The sequence below is a fragment of the Azospirillum sp. genome (genome assembly GCF_050789165.1).
On sequence record NZ_JBOZRT010000149.1, the window covers coordinates 1 to 16,963 of the forward strand.

Annotated in this window: 16 protein-coding genes; 9 read left to right on the plus strand and 7 right to left on the minus strand. The window is 70.4% G+C overall.

All coding sequences use genetic code 11. The features are described 5' to 3' along the window. The 4 genes from ACRWK7_RS30640 to ACRWK7_RS30655 form a co-directional block, all read right to left on the minus strand. On the minus strand, positions 1 to 1,158 hold a 1,158-nt coding region (locus ACRWK7_RS30640), incomplete at its 3' end, for an ABC transporter substrate-binding protein (protein ID WP_431860915.1). Beyond that, positions 1,155 to 2,738: a class I adenylate-forming enzyme family protein gene (locus tag ACRWK7_RS30645; RefSeq protein ID WP_431860917.1), complete on the minus strand. Its 1,584-nt coding sequence runs from the start codon at positions 2,736 to 2,738 to the stop codon at positions 1,155 to 1,157. The genes ACRWK7_RS30640 and ACRWK7_RS30645, both read right to left, overlap by 4 nt. Beyond that, complete coding sequence (locus ACRWK7_RS30650; RefSeq protein ID WP_431860919.1) at positions 2,735 to 3,886, minus strand: acyl-CoA dehydrogenase family protein; 1,152 nt, start codon at positions 3,884 to 3,886, stop codon at positions 2,735 to 2,737. The genes ACRWK7_RS30645 and ACRWK7_RS30650 overlap by 4 nt, the downstream gene beginning before the upstream one ends. A 17-nt stretch (positions 3,887 to 3,903) precedes the next feature. After that, on the minus strand, positions 3,904 to 4,731 hold the full coding sequence (locus tag ACRWK7_RS30655; RefSeq protein WP_431860921.1) for an IclR family transcriptional regulator: 828 nt from the start codon (positions 4,729 to 4,731) through the stop codon (positions 3,904 to 3,906). Positions 4,732 to 4,874: 143 nt separating this feature from the next. Here ACRWK7_RS30655 and ACRWK7_RS30660 point away from each other — a divergent pair, with 143 nt between their 5' ends. From ACRWK7_RS30660 to ACRWK7_RS30670, 3 genes are all read left to right on the plus strand, one after another. After that, entirely contained in the window at positions 4,875 to 5,645 is a 771-nt protein-coding gene (locus ACRWK7_RS30660) for an enoyl-CoA hydratase (RefSeq protein ID WP_431860923.1), read from the plus strand. Between the two features lie 147 nt (positions 5,646 to 5,792). Further along, positions 5,793 to 7,310: a 3-hydroxyacyl-CoA dehydrogenase gene (locus ACRWK7_RS30665; protein ID WP_431860925.1), complete on the plus strand. Its 1,518-nt coding sequence runs from the start codon at positions 5,793 to 5,795 to the stop codon at positions 7,308 to 7,310. Position 7,311: 1 nt separating this feature from the next. Next, positions 7,312 to 8,514 (plus strand): 3-oxoadipyl-CoA thiolase, encoded by a 1,203-nt coding sequence (locus ACRWK7_RS30670; RefSeq protein WP_431860927.1) that lies wholly within the window; start codon positions 7,312 to 7,314, stop codon positions 8,512 to 8,514. A 135-nt stretch (positions 8,515 to 8,649) separates the two neighbouring features. Here the strand turns inward: ACRWK7_RS30670 and ACRWK7_RS30675 are convergent, their stop codons facing one another. After that, a complete protein-coding gene (locus tag ACRWK7_RS30675; protein WP_431860929.1) occupies positions 8,650 to 10,437 on the minus strand; it encodes an EAL domain-containing protein in 1,788 nt (595 codons plus the stop codon). A 275-nt stretch (positions 10,438 to 10,712) separates the two neighbouring features. Between ACRWK7_RS30675 and ACRWK7_RS30680 the strand changes: the two genes are divergently transcribed. Beyond that, complete coding sequence (locus tag ACRWK7_RS30680) at positions 10,713 to 11,081, plus strand: hypothetical protein (protein ID WP_431860931.1); 369 nt, start codon at positions 10,713 to 10,715, stop codon at positions 11,079 to 11,081. Positions 11,082 to 11,084: 3 nt separating this feature from the next. Here the strand turns inward: ACRWK7_RS30680 and ACRWK7_RS30685 are convergent, their stop codons facing one another. Beyond that, a complete protein-coding gene (locus tag ACRWK7_RS30685; RefSeq protein ID WP_431860933.1) occupies positions 11,085 to 11,504 on the minus strand; it encodes an OsmC family protein in 420 nt (139 codons plus the stop codon). Positions 11,505 to 11,643: 139 nt separating this feature from the next. Between ACRWK7_RS30685 and ACRWK7_RS30690 the strand changes: the two genes are divergently transcribed. Genes ACRWK7_RS30690 through ACRWK7_RS30700 form a run of 3 tightly spaced genes read left to right on the plus strand, consistent with a single transcriptional unit; the run spans position 11,644 to position 13,255 of the window. After that, complete coding sequence (locus ACRWK7_RS30690; protein ID WP_431860935.1) at positions 11,644 to 11,940, plus strand: PqqD family peptide modification chaperone; 297 nt, start codon at positions 11,644 to 11,646, stop codon at positions 11,938 to 11,940. Further along, positions 11,940 to 12,368, plus strand: a complete 429-nt coding sequence (locus ACRWK7_RS30695; RefSeq protein WP_431860937.1) for a lasso peptide biosynthesis B2 protein — start codon at positions 11,940 to 11,942, stop codon at positions 12,366 to 12,368. The genes ACRWK7_RS30690 and ACRWK7_RS30695 overlap by 1 nt, the downstream gene beginning before the upstream one ends. Further along, positions 12,365 to 13,255 carry an HPr kinase/phosphorylase gene (locus ACRWK7_RS30700; RefSeq protein ID WP_431860939.1) on the plus strand — a complete coding sequence of 297 codons (891 nt, stop codon included), beginning with the start codon at positions 12,365 to 12,367 and terminating at the stop codon, positions 13,253 to 13,255. The genes ACRWK7_RS30695 and ACRWK7_RS30700 overlap by 4 nt, the downstream gene beginning before the upstream one ends. Positions 13,256 to 13,270: 15 nt before the next feature. Here the strand turns inward: ACRWK7_RS30700 and ACRWK7_RS30705 are convergent, their stop codons facing one another. After that, positions 13,271 to 15,217 (minus strand): asparagine synthase-related protein, encoded by a 1,947-nt coding sequence (locus tag ACRWK7_RS30705; protein WP_431860941.1) that lies wholly within the window; start codon positions 15,215 to 15,217, stop codon positions 13,271 to 13,273. Positions 15,218 to 15,813: 596 nt separating this feature from the next. Between ACRWK7_RS30705 and ACRWK7_RS30710 the strand changes: the two genes are divergently transcribed. Further along, the gene (locus ACRWK7_RS30710; RefSeq protein WP_431860943.1) at positions 15,814 to 16,356 is read left to right on the plus strand and encodes a phage tail protein; all 543 of its coding nucleotides are present in this window, start codon (positions 15,814 to 15,816) and stop codon (positions 16,354 to 16,356) included. 34 nt (positions 16,357 to 16,390) lie between these two features. Continuing rightward, a complete protein-coding gene (locus ACRWK7_RS30715) occupies positions 16,391 to 16,951 on the plus strand; it encodes a phage tail protein (RefSeq protein ID WP_431860945.1) in 561 nt (186 codons plus the stop codon). Positions 16,952 to 16,963 lie beyond the last annotated feature (12 nt).

Sequence of the window (16,963 nt, forward strand, 5' to 3'; positions counted from 1 at the left end):
CCACGGCACGCCCGGGAACACGGCCTTCCCGTTCGCCGCGTCGGCCGGCCAGACCAGCACCACCTTGCCCTTCTGGTGCTGGCCCATGCGGTGGCTGAAGTTCGGGTTGTCGCCCTTCTCGTTGAACGTCACGCGGCCGATCAGCGTCGGCTCGTCGGTCTTGCGCAGCTCGTCCGCGATGCCGGTGCCGGCCGCGTCGGCGCGCAGGATCGCCTGGATCAGCAGCTTGGTCTGCACGTAGCCGAACTGGCCCAGATAGTCCGGCTCCTTGCCGAACAGCGTCTTGTAGGTCTTGGCGAACTCCTGCGCCTCGGGCGCGGTGAACTCCACCGGGTAGGGCAGCATGGAGGTGCCGTAGACGTTCTCCATCAGGTCGGGGAACTCCTTGGCCATCTGCGAGGTGGCCAGCGACCACACGCCGACCATCGCCTTGACGTCGGGCTTCAGCACCTTGGCGGCGCGCAGGATGCCGACGTAGTCGTTCTCGTAGCCGACCATGGCGACGACGTCGGGCCGGTCCTGCAGCTTCACCTTGTTGACCAGCGGCTTGAAGTCGTTGGTGGAAGCGTCGAACTCGTGCATGCCGACGGTCACGCCCTTGGCCGCCAGCGTCTTCTGCACCGACTTGGCGAGGTTGGAGGTGGCCTCCTTGTTCAGGTAGACGACCGAGACCTTCTTCGCCTTCATCTCCTCCAGCAGCCCGATCATCGCCGTGGCGTAGCCGTCGGTGTTGTTGATGCGGAAGAAGGTCTTGTGGCCGCGCTCCGTCAGCTCCGGCGTCACGCCGCCCGAGGTGATGTAGACCAGCCCCGCCTTGTTGGCCGCCTCCGACGCCGGGCCGATGATGTTGGAACCGTAGCCGCCGGTCAGCGCCACCACGCCCATGCCGGCCAGCTTCTCCACCGCCGCCACCGCCTTGGCCGGCGAGGTCTCGTCGTCGATGGTCTCCAGCTTGAAGCTGTGCTTGCCGGCATACTGCTTGTTCGCCATGTCGATGGCGACGGAGATGCCCTCGTGCATGCCCTGGCCGACGCGGGCCAGATTGCCGGACAGCGGCGACTGCTCGCCCAGCACGAAGTCCTTCGCCTGGGCCACGCCCACGCCGATGGCGAGCGCAACGGCCGCCGTCGCGGCCAACCCGGTGAGCCTGCGGATCATTGGTTCGTTCCTCCCTTTTGTTCTTGGATGCCCCGCGCAAGCAGCCCCTCCGCCATCTCGCGCAGCGTCCCCTTCTTGAGCTTCCCCGTCGGGCTGGCCGGCAGCGCCGGAACGGCGACGATGCGCGCCGGGCGCTTGTAGGGCGCCAGCCGCTCCGCCGCCCACGCCTTCAGCTCCGCCTCGGCGACCTCCCGCCCGGGGGCGAGCTGCACGAAGGCGACCACCTCCTCGTTGCCGGCCACGTCCCGGCCGATGACGGCGGCGAGCGTCACCGCCGGGTGGCTGGCCAGCACGCCCTCGACCTCCTCCGGGTACACGTTGAAGCCGGAGTGGATGATGATCTCGCGGATGCGGCCGACCACCGACAGGCAGCCGTCCGGCTCCAGCCGCGCCACGTCGCCGGTCTTCAGCCAGCCGTCCGGCGTCAGCACCTGCGCCGTCAGCTCCGGCGCGCGGTAGTAGCCGAGCATCACGTTGGGCGCCTTCACCCACAGCTCGCCGACCTCGCCGGGCGGCGCGTCCCTGCCGGTGGCGTGGTCGACGAAGCGCACCTCGACGCAGGGCAGCGGCGGGCCGATGGAGGTGTCGGCGCGCGGGCTGCCGAGCCGCGTCTGCGTCACCGTCGGCGAGCACTCGGTGAGGCCGTAGCCGTTGTGCAGCGTCAGGCCGAACGTCGCCTCCACGTCCCGCTTCAGCGACAGGTCGAGCACCGACCCGCCGGAGGACAGGTAGCGCAGGCGCGGCGCGTTCAGCGGCTTGTCCGTCGCGCGGATGTGCTCGACCAGTTTGGCGTACATGGCGGGCACGCCCTGCAGGACGGTGACGCCGTCCTCCTCCAGCGCCCGCACCACGACCTTCGGATCGAAGCGCGGCACCGTGTGCAGGCAGCCGCCGGCGTACAGGGTGCCGAGGCAGGTCGACGCCACGCCGAACACGTGGCTGATCGGCAGCACGCCGTAGGTGCGGTCCGCGCTGTTCAGGCCGCGCTGCCGGCCGGAGATCGCCGCCACGAACAGCAGCCCGCGGTGCGACAGCATCACGCCCTTGGGCTGCCCGGTGGTGCCGGAGGTGTAGATCAGCGCGCCGACCTGGCCCGCGTTGTCGGGGTGCACCGGTTCCGGCTCGGCCTCCAGCAGCGGCCCGACCGCCATCGGCGGCAGATCCGCGTCGCCCAGCGGCCGCGCACCGTGCCGTGCCGCGTGCGCCGCGGCGTCCGGCGAGACGGCGTCGGTGTAGAACACCCGGCACGGCCGGCAGTGGTCGCGGATGCCGTCGATCTCGCGCTCCGACAGACGGGCGTTGATGATCGCCGGCCACGCGTCCAGCTCGCTCGCCGCCAGCATCAGCGTCACCAGCGCCAGCCCGTTCTCGCCGACCAGCATCACCCGGTCGCCGCCGCGCACGCCCAGCTTGGCCATGTGGTCCGCCATCCGGCGCACCGCCGCGCCGAGCCGCGCATAGGTCCATTCGGTGTCGCCCTCGCGCAGGGCCGGCGCGTCGGGCGTCGTCGCGGCCCAGGCCAGCGGCGGATGACTGATCCGCCGCGGCAGCGCGTCCACGATGGCTTGCTCCGGGGTCACGCGGCCTCGCGGATCATGTTGCGGGCGATGACGAGCTGCTGGATCTGGCTGGTGCCCTCGTAGATGCGGAACAGCCGGACGTCGCGGTAGAAGCGCTCCACCCCGTAGTCGGCGATGTAGCCGGCGCCGCCGTGCACCTGCACCGCCCGGTCGGCGACGCGCCCCACCATCTCCGAGCAGAACAGCTTGCAGCAGGCCGCGTCGGTCGAGACGTCCACGCCGGCGTCCTTCCGGCGCGCCGTCTCCAGCACCATGCAGCGGCCGGCGTAGGCCTCGGTCCGGCTGTCGGCGAGCATCGCCTGCACCAGCTGGAACTCGGCGATCGGCTGGCCGAACTGCTTGCGCTCCATCGCGTAGGCGAGGCTGTCGCGGATCAGCCGCTCCGCCACCCCGACGCAGACGGACGCGATGTGCAGCCGGCCGCGGTCCAGCACTTTCATGGCGGTCTTGAAGCCCTGGCCTTCCTTGCCGCCGATGATGTTCGCCGCCGGCACGCGGCAGTCCTCGAAGATCACGTCGGCGGTGTGCGCGCCCTTCTGCCCCATCTTCCTGTCGAGCTTGCCCACGGTCAGGCCCGGGGTGCCGGCCTCCACCAGGAAGGCGCTGACGCCCTTGGCGTCGCGGCTCTCCGGGTCGGTGCGGGCGAAGACGGTGAACAGGCCGGCCTCCGGCGCGTTCGTGATGAATCGCTTGGTGCCGTTCAGCACGTAATGGTCGCCGTCGCGCCGAGCCGATGTGCGCAGGCTGCCGGCGTCGGACCCGGCCTCCGGCTCGGTCAGCGCGAAGGAGCCGATGATCTCGCCGGACGCCAGCTTCGGCAGGTACCTGGCCTTCTGCTCCGGCGTGCCGTCGATCACGATCCCCTGCGAGCCGATGCCGTTGTTGGTGCCGAGCAGCGAGCGGAAGGCCGGCGACGTTCCGCCCAGCTCAAAGGCGACCTGCACCTCCTCCGCCATGGTCAGGCCGAGCCCACCGTACTCCTCCGGCACCGACAGGCCGAACAGGCCGAGTTCGCGCATCTCGGCGACGATCTCCTCGGGGATGGCGTCGTCGTCGGCCACCGTGTGCTCCAGCGGCACGAGGCGTTCGCGCACGAACCGCCCCACCGTGTCGAGGAGCTGCTGCAACGTGTCGGCGTCGAGGGCCATCGGGTTCGTCTCCGGTGTCAGGCGTTGAAGAGGGCGGCGTCGATCCGGCGCACCATCGCGGCGAGCCGCGGGCCGAAATCGTCGTCCAGCCGTTTGGGATCGGCCAGGAAGGCCGGGCCGCCGAGGTTGAAGGCGAGCACCGGCGAACCGTCGTGCGGCACCAGCGGCACGCCGACGGCGTTCACCTCCGTCTTCCAGGAGCCGATGGAGGTGACGTAGCCCTTGGTGCGGTACTCTTCGACCGCGGCCAGGACGCCGTCGCGCACCTGCGGCCAGCGCGGCCCCTCGTGCTCCTCGATGTGCTGCAGCAAGGCGGAACGCTGGGATTCCGGCAGGCCGGCGAGGTAGGCGCGGCCCATGGCGGTGGTGCCCAGCTTGATGTGCGAGCCGACGTCGAGCGGCAGGATCACCGGGGCGTCGCCGCGGCAGATCTCCAGATAGACCATGCTGATCCGGTCGCGCGCGCCCAGCGCCACCTGGAGCTTCGAGTGGTCCGCCAGCTCCTGCATGAAGGGCCGCGCCACCGCCCGCGCGCCCAGCCCGGACAGCGCCGTGTAGCCCAGCCCCAGCACCGGCGTGCCCAGCCGGTACTTGCCCGCCTTGGCGTCATAGACCAGGAAGCCCAGCGTGGACAGCGTGTAGGTCAGCCGCGAGATGGTCGGCTTCGGCAGGCCGGTGCGCTCCGCCAGTTCCTGGTTGCCGAGCGGCGGGTCGCCGCGGCGGAAGGCGCGCAGGACGTCCAGGCCGCGGGCGAGCGCCGTCACGAATCTCGGATCCTTGTCCTCGTGCTGGGCCACGTCGGGGGCGAGGTCGGCCGCGCCCGGAATCGCGTCGCGCTTTCGCATGGGGTTCGCCCGCTCCCTGCCGGGCCTCCGGCGCTTCGTCAGCCGGATTGTTTTGTGTTGCAGCGATCCTGCTCCGACGCTACGGTGCGTGTCAACAGAAATGAAACTCAGTTTCGTACTACGAAATTAGAGGGAGGAACGCGGTGAGCGAAGTGCTGGTCGAACGGCCGCGGGACGGCGTGGCGCTGGTGCGGATCAACCGGCCGGAGGCACGCAACGCCCTGAACGGCCGTGTACGCGTGCTGCTGGCCGAGGCGTTCACCGACCTGGCCAAGGACGCCGACGTGCGCGCCATCGTCGTGACCGGCGACCAGAACGCCTTCGCCGCCGGCGCCGACATCAAGGAGATGGCGGGCGTTGGGGCGGCGGACATGCTGCTGCGTCAGGCGCACCTGCTGTGGCAGGCCATCGCGGCGTGCCCGAAGCCGGTGATTGCGGCGGTGAACGGCTTCGCGCTCGGCGGCGGCTGCGAGCTGGCGATGCACGCCGACATCATCATCGCCGGCGAGGGCGCGCAGTTCGGTCAGCCGGAGATCCGCGTCGGCATCATGCCGGGCGCCGGCGGCACCCAGCGCCTGACCCGTGCGGTCGGCAAGTTCAAGGCGATGATGATGATCCTCACCGGCAAGCCGGTCTCCGCCCGCGAGGCGGACGCGATGGGCCTGGTCAGCCAGGTGGTGCCGGACGCCGAGGTGCTGGACACCGCCCTGAAGACCGCCGAGACCATCGCCGCCATGCCGCCGGTCGCGGTCATGCAGATCAAGGAAGTCCTGCTGGCCGGCATGGACGCGCCGCTCTCCACCGGGCTGATGCTGGAGCGCAAGGCGTTCCAGCTGCTGTTCGACACCCGCGACCAGAAGGAGGGCATGCAGGCCTTCATCGAGAAGCGGAAGCCGAAGTACGAGGGGCGGTAACAAACCGTAACCCTCCCCCAGCCCCGCTGGGGGAGGGTTGGGTGGGGGCAACGCCCTGCCCAAAAGCCGTAGCCCCCACCCTCCCAAGCTCCGCTTGGGTCCCTCCCTCCCCCGCCGGAGGCGAGGGAGGGAAAGGAGACGACGCCAATGTTCGACCCGCATTCCGATGCCCTGGTGATGGGCGTCGTCGGCACCGGCACCATGGGGCGCGGCATCGCGCAGATCGCCGCGGCGGCCGGCGTCTCGGTGATCCTCGCCGACGCCCGGCCGGGCGCCGCCGAAGAGGCCGTGGCCGCCCTCGACGCCGCCTTCGACCGGCTGGCCGAAAAGGGCAAGCTCACCGCCGACGCCGCCTCGTCCGCCAAGGCCCGCGTCACGCCGGTGGCGCCCGACGCGCCGGACTTCGCGCAGTGCGCCCTGGTGGTCGAGGCGATCGTCGAGGACCTGGAGGCCAAGCGCGCGCTGTTCGCCGGGCTGGAGGCGGTCGTGGGCGACGAGTGCGTGCTCGCCACCAACACCTCGTCGCTGTCGGTGACGGCCATCGCCGCGGCGTGCCGCCGGCCGGAGCGGGTCGCCGGCTTCCACTTCTTCAACCCGGTCCCGCTGATGAGGATCGTCGAGGTGGCGCCGGGCGTGCTGACCGCCCCCGCGGTCACCGAGGCGCTGGCCGGCCTGGGCGCCCGCATGGGGCACGTCACGGCGGTCACCAAGGACACCCCGGGCTTCCTGGTCAACCACGCCGGCCGCGGTTACGGCACCGAGGCGCTGCGCATCCTCGGCGAGGGCGTGGCCGACTGCGCCGCCATCGACCGCATCCTCACCGGCGCCGCCGGCTTCCGCATGGGGCCGTTCGAGCTGCTCGACCTCATCGGCATCGACGTCAGCCACGCCGTCATGGAATCGCTGTACGGCCAGTTCTACCAGGAGCCGCGCTACCGCCCCTCGGTGCTGCCGCGCCAATTGGTGGCGGCGAACCTGCTCGGCCGCAAGACCGGGCGCGGCTTCTACGCCTACGAGAACGGCAGGCCGCTGCTGCCGCCGGAGGCGCCGCCCCCCGACGCGGCGCCGCGCCCGCTGTGGATCGGGATGCGCAACGCCGAGGGCGCCGGGCTGCTGATGCGGGTGCTGGATGGCCTGGAGATCGAGACCGGCGACCGCCCCTCCGCGCACGCCGCCTGCATCGTCGCCCCGCTCGGCGAGGACTGCACCACCGCCGCGCTGGCCGAGGACCTGGACCCGCGGCGCACGGTGGCGGTGGACACGCTGTTCGGGCTGGACGGCCGGCGCACGCTGATGACCAACCCGGTCACCGATCCGGCGGTGCGCGACGCGGTGCACGCGGCGCTGGCCCGTGGCGAGGCGGTGACGGTGATCCACGACAGCCCGGGATTCGTGGCGCAGCGCGTGGTGGCGATGATCGTCAACATCGGCTGCGACATCGCCCAGCAGCGGATCGCCAGCCCGGCGGACATCGACCGCGCCGTGCCGCTCGGCCTCGGCTACCCGCACGGGCCGCTGGCCTTCGGCGACCGGCTTGGGGCCCACCGCATCCTGGAGGTGCTGGATGCCCTGCACGCCTTCACCGGCGACCCACGCTACCGCCCGAGCCCGTGGCTGAAACGCCGCGCCCTGCTCTCCGTGCCCCTGACCACGCTCGAGGCCTGACATGACGGACGCCTACCTCTACGACGGACTGCGCTCCCCCTTCGGCCGGCACGGCGGCGCGCTGGCGAAGGTGCGGCCGGACGACCTGCTCGCCGCGGTCATCACCGCGCTGATGCAGCGGTCCGCTTTCAACCCTGAGGCCGTCGAGGACGTGATCGCCGGCTGCACCTGCCAGGCGGGCGAGGACTCGCGCAACGTCGCCCGCCACGCCGCGCTGCTGTCCGGCCTGCCCGTCGCGGTCGGCGGGCTGACGGTCAACCGGCTGTGCGGCAGCGGGCTCGCGGCGGTGATGGACGCGGCACGCTGCGTGCGCACCGGCGAGGGCGAGCTGTTCGTGGCCGGCGGCGTCGAGAGCATGACCCGCGCCCCCTTCGTGCTCGCCAAGGCGGAGAGCGCGTTCGCGCGGGAGACGGCGATCTTCGACACCACCATGGGCGCCCGCTTCCCGAACCCGAAAATCACCGCGGCGTTCGGTGCCGACACCATGCCGCAGACCGCCGACAACATCGCGCACGACCTCGGCATCGGCCGCGAGGAGAGCGACCGCTTCGCCCACGCCTCGCAGCGGAAATACGCCGCGGCCCAGGAGGCCGGCTTCTTCGCCGGCGAGATCACCCCCATCACCCTGCCCGCCCGCGGCAAGGCGCCGCCCGTCGTGGTGGCGGAGGACGAGCACCCGCGCCCGGACACCGACATGGCCGCCCTGACCAGGCTGCGCCCGCTGGCCGCGGACGGCGTGGTCACCGCCGGCAACGCCTCGGGCCTCAACGACGGCGCGGCGGCGCTGCTCGTCGGCAGCCTCGCGGCCGGGGAGCGCGCCGGGGTGAAGCCGCGCGGCCGCATCCTGGCGGGCGCCGTCGCCGGCGTCGAGCCGCGCACCATGGGCCTCGGCCCGGTGCCCGCCTGCCGCAAGGCGCTGGAGCGCGCCGGCCTGACGCTGACGGACATGGACGTCATCGAGATCAACGAGGCGTTCGCCACCCAGGTGCTGGGCTGCGCCAGGCTGCTGGATCTGGCCGGCGACGACCCGCGCCTGAACCCCAACGGCGGCGCCATCGCCGTCGGCCATCCGCTGGGGGCGAGCGGCGCACGGCTGGCGCTGACGGCGCTGCGCCAGCTGGAACGGACCGGCGGGCGCTACGCGCTGGTCAGCATGTGCATCGGCATCGGCCAGGGCATCGCCGCGGTGATCGAGCGGGTGTAGCCCCCTCCCCCAGCCCTGCTGGGGGAGGGCTGGGGTGGGGGCGGGCTGTTTCCGCGAAGCCGCCGCCCTCACCCTCCCCAAGCTGCGCCTGGGTCCCCTCCCTCTCCCGGCCCGGCCGGGAGAGGGCGCATTGCATCACCCCAGCCGCACCACGTGCAGCTTCTCGGCGCTGCTCTTGGCGTGTTCCTTGTTGGCGGCGATGGTGGCGTTGATGGCGTCCGGGGTCAGGCCCTGCGCGCCGGGCGGCAGCACCACCGCCACCCCGCTCACCGACAGCAGCGGGAATTCGCGCGGGTTGCCGTAGCGGTCGTTGGCGACCAGCCGGCCGGCCAAACGCGTGTCCGCGTCGTACAGGCTCTCCGCGTCGGAGCGGAAGCGGGCCACCAGCTCGGCCAGACGGGCGCACACCTCCGCCTCCTCCAGGCCGCTGACCGCCAGGAAGAAGTCGTCGCCGCCGACGTGCCCGGCGAAGGCGCCGCCGGCACCGGCCAGGGCCTTCAGGCGCTCGCTGAACATCAGGATGGCGCGGTCGCCCTGGCGGAAGCCGTAGGTGTCGTTGAACGGCTTGAAGTTGTCGAAGTCGAGGTAGGCCAGCACGTGCGGCCGCTCGCGGTCCTCCAGCACGGATTCGATGTGGCGGACGATGGCGGTGTTGCCGGGCAGGCGGGTCAGCGGGTTCTGGTCGGCGGCCACCGCGAGGTTGCGCTCGTGCACCAGCCGGATCAGCGCGGCCGACGACAGGAAGCCGGCGTACTCCCCGCCCTCGATGATGATGATCCCGTCCGTCGCCTCCTCCGCCGAGAAGGCCTCGATCACCTGGTCGAGCGGCGTGGCGATGTCGCACACCGGGCTGCGCGCCACGAGGTCGGCGAGGTTGCCGCCCACCCCCTTGTTGCGCAGCAGCTCGCCGCCGAAGCGGGTGTAGACGAAGCGCTTCAGGTCGCGCTCGCGCACCAGCCCGAGCGGGCGGCGGTGGTCGTCCACCACCGGGGCGACCGGCGGCGCGCCGCTGCCGCTGAAGTAGTCGAGCAGCGCCGTCTTCGGCGAGCCGACCGGCAGCGGCTCCAGCCGCTCCATCACCTCGTAGACGCGCTGGCGGCTGTCGGCGCCGCGGCGGCGGTCGTTGCGGTTGAGCGCCTCGACCACCGGGCTGGAGAGCGGCAGCTCCGTCATGCCGGTGCGCGGGCGGGCGATCAGGTAGCCCTGGGCGAAGTCGAAGCCCAGGTCGCGGCAGGCGTAGAACTCGGCCTCCGTCTCGATGCCCTCGGCCAGCGTCAGGATGCCCAGCGCGTGCGCGTAGCTGATCAGCGCGTTGGCGATGGCGCGCTTGCGCATGTCGCGGTCGATGCCGGCGACGAAGAAGCGGTCCACCTTCACGTAGTCCGGCTTCGCCTCGTACAGCAGCTTCAGCCCGGCGTAGCCGACGCCGAAGTCGTCGAGCGCAACGCCAAGCCCGCCGCGCCGGTACTGCTCGATCATCGCCTCGATGCCGATCTCGGGCTGCAGTTCCTTGCGCTCGGAAATCTCGAAGGTCACGGCGAGGTCGGGGAAGCGCTCCAGCACCGGCAGCCACAGGAGCGGGCTCACCCCCACCGCGCGGGCGTCGACGTTGAGGAACAGCTTGGCGCCCAGCCAGCCGTCCAGCGCGCAGTAGGCCTCGATGGCCCTGGCGTGCAGCGCCGCCTCCACCTCCACCAGCACGCCCTGCGCGCAGGCGGCGTCGAGCAGCGCACCGGGATCGGCGTAGGGCGTACGCTCCAGCCCGCGCATCAGCGCCTCGTAGCCGTGGCAGCGCCCGGAGCGCATCTGCACGATGGGCTGGAAGGCGTACTCCACCCCGGCCAGGACCCGCCGCCACCGCTCCATCACCGGGAGCGAAGGCGCGTCGTCGTCGTCCAGCGTGTCCAGGATCGGCAGGCCCATCGTCGGCTCCGGCGCGGGGGCGGGGAGCGCAACCTATAGCAGACGCGTCTTGCGGTTTTGTGACGACCCATGACGGCCGGGGCGCGATGGAAACTGTCACAATGCACGGGGCATAAGCGGCGGCGACACACCTGTTCGGCGGAGGACACGGCGATGCGTCAGCTCTTCACACCCCTCACCGGCCTGCTGCGCGCGGCGCTGGCCCGGCGGCCCACCTACGCGGCGGTGGACCTGGCCCTGTTCTCGATCGACATCCGCCTGTGAGGACCGCCCCCATGCGACGCAGCCCCATCAAGCTGGTGGTGCACGACCCCCAGCACGCCGCCGGCCTGTTCCTGGCGGGATTCCGCGGCATGCCGCAGGTGATTTCCGAGCTTCGCCCGCTGCGCGATTCCGACTCCGCGTCGGAGCTGCTGGAGCGCTTCGCCGAGCGCTGCCTGCGCAGCGGGCGCGACTTCGAATCCGCCGACCCACTGATCGACACCTGCCCGTCGGGCGCCGACATCGTCGAGGTCCACCTGGACCCGATCCTGCCGCGCACCCCCTTCGTCCGCCTGTTCGAGGTGGACGAGCGCGGCCTGCGCTGGCGCCGGCACCGCGGCACGCTGGACGGTATCGCCGGGCTGCTGGCGCTGCCGCACTGAGCCTCAGGCGTCCTCGCGCACCTCGAAGTCGTGGGTGATCCGGGCCATGGCGCCCAGCATCACCGAGGCCGAGCAGTACTTCTCCGCCGACAGCGCGATGGCGCGCTCCACCTTCGCCGGGTCGAGGTTGCGGCCCGTCACCACGAAGTGGGCGTGGATCGTCGTGAACACCTTCGGGTCGGTCTCGGCGCGCTCGGCCTCCAGCTCGACCCAGCAGTCGGTGACCGTCTGGCGGCCCTTCTTCAGGATCATCAGCACGTCGATGGACGAGCAGCCGCCCATGCCCAGCAACAGCATCTCCATGGGTCGGATGCCGAGGTCGCGGCCGCCGACCGCCGGGGCGGCGTCCATGACCACGGCGTGGCCGCTGCCGGACTCGCCGACGAACATCATGCCGTCCACCCACTTCACGCGCGCCTTCATGCCGCCCTCCCAGGAAAAACGGCCCCGACGCTAGCCGAGGCCCCCCCCCGGACGCAAGATGTCCCGCCCCCGTTCCTTGACAGCCGGAATGGGCGCTTGCGAATATGGTTGTTCGCGCAAAAGATCATCCAGGTCCCCCATGCCCTCGCCAAGCGGAGTCCCGCTCGACCGCACCACGCGCCTCAGGCGCGCCGCCGACGTGCTCGCCGCCGAGGTGGACGGCGAGATGGTGATGATGGACGTCGAGAAGGGCGTGTATTTCGGCCTGGACGCCATCGGCACCGACATATGGAAGCGGCTGGAGGCGCCGGCAACGGCGGCCGAACTGGCGGACACGCTGTCGCGGGACTACGACGCGGACCCGGCCACCATCGAGCGCGACGTGCTGGCGCTCCTCTCGAGCCTGTCCGAGCAAGGGCTGGTGGAGGCCTGCTGATGCGGCGCGCCGGGCGTTTCCTGCGGCTTCCGGCGGCGGAACGGCGGCTGGCCCTGGAAGCCGTCGTTACCCTGACGCTGGTCTGCGCGCTGCTGAAGGCCTTGCCCTTCGCACGGGTGATGCGGCTGCTCGGCCTGCGCGAGCCGGGCAAGGCGTCGGGCGGCATCGACGCCACCGTGGCGCGGGCTGTAAGGCGTGCGGTGGCGCGGGCCAGCCGCAACCTGCCCTTCCCCGCCGTGTGCCTGCCGCAGGCGGCAGCGGCGGCCGTCATGCTGCGGCGGCGCGGGCTGGCGGCCGAGGTGCATTTCGGCGTCGCCCGGCGCGCCGGCGCCATCGAGGCGCACGCCTGGAGCCGCTCCGGCGAGGTGACGGTCAGCGGTGGCGCGGAGCGTGCGGCCTTCGCATGGATCGCGGTCTTCCGGGCATGATCTATACGCTGTGCGGACTTAAGATCGCCTCCGACCTGCCGGTGCCTGAATTGCTTCCGTGGATCGGCGATGCCCGGGTGCCGGACGTCGAGTTCCGCATGGAAGCGGCGTCCGACGGGCCGGCGCAGACCGCGGCGCCGCCGCAGGTCTCGGGCGCCGGCGCGCACCGATTCTCCGTGCCGGGCGTCGCCACGTACGCCGTAGAGGCCGGGCGACGGGTCACGATAAGACCATGTCCCGGCACCAATGAGGTGGACCTGCGCGTCTTCCTGCTCGGCACCGCGTTTGGCCTTCTCTGCCACCAGCGCGGGCTGCTGCCGCTGCACGCGGGATGCGTCGCCATCGGTGGGCGGGCCGTGGCCTTCTCCGGCGAGTCCGGTGAGGGAAAGTCGACCCTGGTCGGCGCCTTCCTGCGTCGCGGCTTTCCGGCACTGGCCGACGACGTGACGGTGGTGGACACGCGGATTCCCGGCTTTCCGGTGCTGCCGTCCGTTCCGCGTGTCAAGCTGAAGCGGGACGCCGCCGTGGAGTTGGGGCTGCCGACCGTCCCCCCCGACATCAACCGGACAGATCCGGACAAGCTGCACGTCGCGATGGGTACGCTCCGGCAAGTGGAACCGCTGCCGTTGGCGGCGATCTATCACCTGTCCACTCACGACGGCGCCGGTTGCCCCCGGATCGAGCGATTGAGGGGAATCGCCTCCGTGGACAGCTTGATCGGGGCGGTTTACAGGGGTCCGCTCGCGCTGCGCATGGGCCTGCGGAAGCCGATGCTGTCGGCCGTCATGCGGCTGGCGGTGCTTCCTTCCTACAGGCTGTGCCGGGCGCGCGCTCTCGACGCGCTGGACGCGACGGTCTCCGCCATCGCCGCGGCCCACGGCGCCTGAGACGGCTGGCCCCGGCTACAGGTTGCCGCCTTCGATCCAGCGAAGATACTGGCCAAGGTGCAGCGCGCGCGCGACCAGAAGCCGGTGATGGGCGGCTTCCCCGATGAATTGCCGGGGGTCGGAGGGCCAGGAATCGAGCATCCGCTTCATGCGCGGCAGGTCGAGAAGGCGGGCGGCCAGCGCCGACGTCTGCACGCGCTCCAGTTCGGCTGCCAACCGGTCCCGGTGCGGCAGGATGCGGCGGTGCCAGTCGCTGCTCTGCGCCCCGCGGAGGGGATTGTGCAGGATCTCGGGAGGCAGGCGGTCGGCGAAGGCGCGGCGCGCCAGCGCCCGTGTCCGCCCGCTGCGCAGGAACTGATCCTCCGGCAAGGACAGGCAGAAGTCGATGACGCGGCGGTCGGCAAATGGATCGGACCAGGTGAGACCGGAATGGCTGCGCAACACGGCGTAGCCCTCCACCTGCATGCGCGAACGCAGAATGTGGTATCGCATCGCCGCGATGCGTCCGCCCGGCTGATTGACATCTTGCATGGGGGAGGCGTTGATCTTGAACCGTTCCTCCAGCAGCGGGTCGCGGATGACATCGGGATTGACGAGGCTGTTCTGCCACCAGGGCGGAACCCTGCCGCGCCACCGCCGCCACCAGCGCCGCAGACCCGAAGAAAGCGCGTCGGGCAGCAAAGCCAACGCATGATACCGCATGAGGCCCGCCCACTTGTGGGGATGGGTCCATCGCAGCGCGGCCATCTCCCACGCGAACGCACCCCACGCGCCGTCGCGCCGCAACAGCGAAAGACGGTTCATGCCGGTTGCACTGAAGGTCAGGTTCCCAAGGCTTCCAACGATCAATGTCGTGGCGCCCAGTTCCGACGCGCGGCGATGGATCACCTGGAACCAGCCGGCGTTTGACGGCGACCGGACCGGCACCTGTCCATGCAGGAACATGGCGGTTGGATCCAGTTCGAACTCCGCTGCCGCACGGCTCTCCAGACATTCCACGAGAAGGTTCGGGTAACGACGCCCCAAGGCCTGCACGTACGGCCGTTCGTCGCCGTACTGACTCAACGGGTTGTGCAGGGTCTCGCCCGGCGTCGGCACGACCGTCAATCCGTGGACGGCAGCCTCCGGCAGGCGCCGGGCCGCCGTGGCGGCAATCGCACTGGAATCGAGCCCGCCGCTCATCGAGCACACGACGGGGCCGCTGCTGCGCAGTCGGCAGGCAACCGCATCCTCGAACACCGCCCGCGCGGCTTCGACGTAGTCCTCGTCCCGCCGCAGCCGCAAGGTGGGCTGTCTCACCGGTTCCCAAACCCGATCCTGGCGGACACCGTCCGCATCCGCCACCACCCGACCGGCAGGTATCACCCAGGAAATGCTCTTATAAAAGCTCCGCTCGCTCTCATCCGGGCACGTGAGCAGAAGGTCGAAGGCGGCCACTTCATCCACGTCCCGCGGTACCTCGGGCAGCGCCAGCAGCGGCCGGTACCCCGTGGCGAACGCGATGAAGCCGGCCCCGCGGCTGAAGAACAGGGCGCGATGCCAGTCATGGTTGCGGGCGAGCATGAGACGGCGGGCGCGGCTGTTCCATACGGCCCAGGCGAAATCGCCGAGAAGCCGGGGCACCGCCGCCTCCTCCCAGCGCTCGTACGCGATCCGGGCCAAGCGGCCGTCGGGAATCGGATCGTCCACGCGACTGCGCAGCCCGAGCGCGTCGAGCAACTCAGCCCGATTGTCGAGCCGGCCATCGAACATCGACACCACGCCGGGTCCTACCGACGGCTGTCTTTCCCAGCGGTCTTCCGGGTAAACGACGCGTTGACGGAAGACGAAGACGGCGTTCTGGATGCGGTGCACCTTTGGCTTGGCCAAGCCAGCACCGCTGATGCCGTGGATCAAACGTTCTTCGGTGCCCGGCGGCACGCTCCCGGCGCCAAGCTGCACAAACCCTGCGAATCCGCTCATCCAGCCACCCGCGGATCGCTATGATCCGCCAACGACGACCACAGCCACTTACCCGGCGTGACCGCTTCAAAGCGCCTCAGGATGCCGAACCTACACCGTAGGTTCCATCATCATCACTGCCAGTGGCGTTCACCATTGTGGCGCCGGCAATGGGCGACACGGTCAGAACCGGTGCGCTCCACGGCTTGCGGCCCGTGGATTCCGGTCCACACGCAGCCTCGGCCTCCTTCTTGAAAGCACCGTGTTCCAAAATCGTCTCCATACGCTACGCGGTCGCAGCCCACACGCATAACACATCAGGCATAGCGTGTAAATCGCGCACGCCGCGCAACGGCGGATCGTGGCACGGCAGTGCCGCCGATTCGCCGGGGCACCGCCGCACGGCCATCGGCAAAACGCAATAACCGGACAAACCACAACCGTCACGAGCCCGGAGTGTGGAGGCGAGCACATAACATAGTATGCATCCGCATGAGAATAAACCAATTGTCGTATATAGGGTGGACCCGCTTCGGTTTCTCTGATCTGCTTTAGTTGCAGATCGGCGCCGCAATACCTGCCGCCGGCTGGTTACAGCATGATCGAGGGAGGCAATCGTGGATCCCTTCTTGGGTGAAGTGCGCATATTTCCGTGGAGTTGGGCGCCCGACGGCTGGGCTCTGTGCAACGGCACGTCGCTGCCCATACAGCAGAACGCGGCGCTGAACGCGCTGCTCGGCCAGACGTTCGGCGGCAATGGCAGCACCACGTTCAACCTGCCGGACCTGCGCGGCCGCACGCCGATTCACCTGGGCGTCGGTCAGGACGGGTTCTCCTACCAGAACGGCCAAACCGGTGGCGCCGAGACGGTCACATTGACGATCAACAACCTGCCGCAGCACAACCACGCCGTGAATGCACTGGGCGGCACGAAGGGCAACTTCGCCATCGCCAAGAGCGGGCTGCCAGCCACCGTCGGCGTACCGACCGGTTCCACGGCGACGGTGAACATCTATGCGCCCGCGACCTCGCCGCTGACGGCCCTTGCGTCGGATACCTGCTCCATCGAGGGCGCGAGCGGTGCGCACAACAACATGCAGCCGTTCGCGGTCATGAACTTCTGCATCGCCACCCTGGGCCTCTTCCCGCCGCGTCAGTGATCCCCGGCGCCCCCGGAGATTCGGAGGAACACACATGTCCGATTGCTTTCTCGGCGAAATCCGCATGTTCGCCGGCAACTACAACCCCGAGGACTGGATCCTCTGCAACGGCCAGTCGTTGAGCGTCCAGCAGAACCAGGCGCTGTTCTCGTTGATCGGCGTGACCTACGGCGGCGACGGCGTGAACACCTTCAACGCGCCCGACCTGCGCGGCCGCGTCCCCGTCGGCCAGGGCACCAACACGACCACCAATCCGCCGCTGACCGCGCGCACCATCGGCCAGACCGGCGGTGAGGAGAATCACACCCTGGTCAACGCCGAGATGCCGGCGCACACGCATCCGATCTACGCCACGACCACGAACGCAACGACGACGGTGGCCGGGCCGACCGTGGTGTACGGGCAGGTGCAGCCCAGCGGTACGCTGAACGGACTCTACACCACCGTGGTGCCGCCGACGTCGCCCGCCATCCAGTTCGATACCAAGGCCGTGACGTTCACCGGCGGCGGCCAGTCGCACAACAACTGCATGATCACCACCGCGATCAGCTTCATCATGGCCATCCTGGGGAACTACCCCACGCGGCCGAACTGAGGGGAGACCCGG

Bases quoted from the DNA above. Each gene is read 5' to 3' on its own strand.
- ACRWK7_RS30680 (WP_431860931.1), top strand. From the start codon at position 10,713: ATGCGACGCAGCCCCATCAAGCTGGTGGTGCACGACCCCCAGCACGCC.
- ACRWK7_RS30705 (WP_431860941.1), bottom strand. From the start codon at position 15,217: ATGAGCGGATTCGCAGGGTTTGTGCAGCTTGGCGCCGGGAGCGTGCCG.
- ACRWK7_RS30700 (WP_431860939.1), top strand. From the start codon at position 12,365: ATGATCTATACGCTGTGCGGACTTAAGATCGCCTCCGACCTGCCGGTG.
- ACRWK7_RS30685 (WP_431860933.1), bottom strand. From the start codon at position 11,504: ATGAAGGCGCGCGTGAAGTGGGTGGACGGCATGATGTTCGTCGGCGAG.
- ACRWK7_RS30665 (WP_431860925.1), top strand. From the start codon at position 5,793: ATGTTCGACCCGCATTCCGATGCCCTGGTGATGGGCGTCGTCGGCACC.
- ACRWK7_RS30670 (WP_431860927.1), top strand. From the start codon at position 7,312: ATGACGGACGCCTACCTCTACGACGGACTGCGCTCCCCCTTCGGCCGG.
- ACRWK7_RS30690 (WP_431860935.1), top strand. From the start codon at position 11,644: ATGCCCTCGCCAAGCGGAGTCCCGCTCGACCGCACCACGCGCCTCAGG.
- ACRWK7_RS30715 (WP_431860945.1), top strand. From the start codon at position 16,391: ATGTCCGATTGCTTTCTCGGCGAAATCCGCATGTTCGCCGGCAACTAC.
- ACRWK7_RS30695 (WP_431860937.1), top strand. From the start codon at position 11,940: ATGCGGCGCGCCGGGCGTTTCCTGCGGCTTCCGGCGGCGGAACGGCGG.
- ACRWK7_RS30675 (WP_431860929.1), bottom strand. From the start codon at position 10,437: ATGGGCCTGCCGATCCTGGACACGCTGGACGACGACGACGCGCCTTCG.
- ACRWK7_RS30650 (WP_431860919.1), bottom strand. From the start codon at position 3,886: ATGGCCCTCGACGCCGACACGTTGCAGCAGCTCCTCGACACGGTGGGG.
- ACRWK7_RS30655 (WP_431860921.1), bottom strand. From the start codon at position 4,731: ATGCGAAAGCGCGACGCGATTCCGGGCGCGGCCGACCTCGCCCCCGAC.